Consider the following 1,744-nt stretch of genomic DNA (forward strand, 5'->3'; position numbering starts at 1 on the left):
GCCCCTCCCCGCCCCCCCGGGGGGGCACCCCGCCCCGGCGGGGCCCCCCCGCCGGGGCCCCCCGCCCGCCCGCGCGCCGGCCGCGGGGCGGCGGACGGCCTCGACCAGCCTGCCGATCGGTCGGACCCGGCTCACATCCCGGTCGGACCGCGGCCCGGTCCGCGACCGCGCCGCCGCAGGTACCGCTCGAACTCGGCCGCGATGGCGTCACCGCTTGCCTCGGTGATCTGGATCTCCGCGTCGCCGCGCTCCTCCAGCGCCCGCACGTAGTTGCGCACGTCCTCGTCCTCGTCGGCCATCTCGCTGACCGTGCGCTCCCACTCCTCGGCCTGCTCCGGCAGCGCGCCGAGCGGCACCTCGACGTCCAGCACCTCTTCCACCCGGTGCAGCAGCGCCAACGTCGCCTTCGGCGAAGGCGGCTGGGAGACGTAGTGCGGCACGGCGGCCCAGAACGAGATCGCGGGCACCCCGGCCTGCACGCACAGGTCCTGGAACACGCCGACGATGCCGGTGGGCCCCTCGTACCGGGACCGCTCCAGCCCGTACTTCGCCGCCGCCGCCTCGTCGTACGCCGTGCCCGTCACCGGCACCGGCCGGGTGTGCGGGGTGTCCATCAGCAGCGCGCCCAGCGTGACCACGGTCGTCACGCCCAGGTCCTCGATGTGGCCCAGCAGCTCGGCGGCGAACTTCCGCCACCGCATGTTCGGCTCGATGCCGTGCACGAGCACCACGTCGGTGGACGACCCCGGCGGGCGGCAGACCGACAACCGGGTCGTCGGGAATTCGACCCTTCGGGTGACACCGTCCACCAGGCGGACCGTGGGGCGGGTCACCTGGAAGTCGTAGTAGTCGTCCGGATCGATCTCCGCCAACGGCGTCGCGTCCCACGTGAGCTGCAGGTGTTCGATCGCCGTGCTGGCGGCGTCGCCAGCATCGTTCCACCCCTCGAACGCCGCCACCATGATCGGGTTGGTGAGCGGTTCGCTGGGGTCGAAGGGGGTCTGGGCGGCCTGGTCCGGATCGGTCACGGCGCCAGACTACGACCACCGCCGCACGCCCGACGCCGTAGGCTTGGCGCATGTCGGGTCGTGTCACGCCGCCCCACCCCGGCGTCCCCGCCGACCGCGTCCCCGCCGAGCGCGCCACGCCGGCCGCCACGCCCCGGACCGTTCACCGGAAGATCGACGAACCCGCAGGTCACAGTGGTCGCCCCGGAACCCCCGCCCTGAGCACGCCCGACCCGGCGCGGCAACCGCGACCCGCCCACCGCGGTCCGCGCGCGGGCACCGTCGGATACGACACGTTCGTGGCTCACCCCGCGCGCCCGACCGGGCACGGCACCGGCACGAAGATCACCCGGGTGTCACGTCGGGGTGCCGAACCCGCACGTGGGACGGCCGACGACGCCGCCCGTCCCCGGTCACGCTCCGTTCGTTACGCTCGGCAATGCTTGCTCCGAACAGGTGAAAGGCCTGCTCGGGGACCGGAGTCGACGAGGGTGGGCGGTACATGACGGTCGAGGCTGTGCTGTGGGACATGGACGGCACGCTGCTGGACTCCGAGAAGCTGTGGGACATCCCGCTCCACGAGTTCGTGGAGAAGCTCGGCGGCACGCTGTCCGCGCCGACCAGGCAGGCCATGGTCGGGTCCAGCACGGCCCGGACCATGACCCTGCTGTTCACCGAGGCGGGCATCGACCACCCGTCCCCGGAAGACCTCGTCGACGGCGCGGCGTGGATCTCGC

The 1,744-nt window shown here is 73.6% G+C and carries 1 protein-coding gene and 1 pseudogene; one reads left to right on the top strand and one right to left on the bottom strand.

Annotated features, from left to right (window positions below; all coding sequences use genetic code 11):
• Positions 1-131: 131 nt before the first annotated feature.
• Positions 132-1,028 (bottom strand): PAC2 family protein, encoded by an 897-nt coding sequence (locus AB0G02_RS38545; RefSeq protein ID WP_308257160.1) that lies wholly within the window; start codon positions 1,026-1,028, stop codon positions 132-134.
• 481 nt (positions 1,029-1,509) lie between these two features.
• On the opposite strand from AB0G02_RS38545, the pseudogene AB0G02_RS38550 reads away from it, so the two are divergent.
• Positions 1,510-1,744 (top strand): annotated as a pseudogene (locus tag AB0G02_RS38550) (HAD family phosphatase); the annotation flags it as partial.

This window comes from Actinosynnema sp. NPDC023658 (assembly GCF_040639995.1).
GTDB lineage: Bacteria > Actinomycetota > Actinomycetes > Mycobacteriales > Pseudonocardiaceae > Actinosynnema.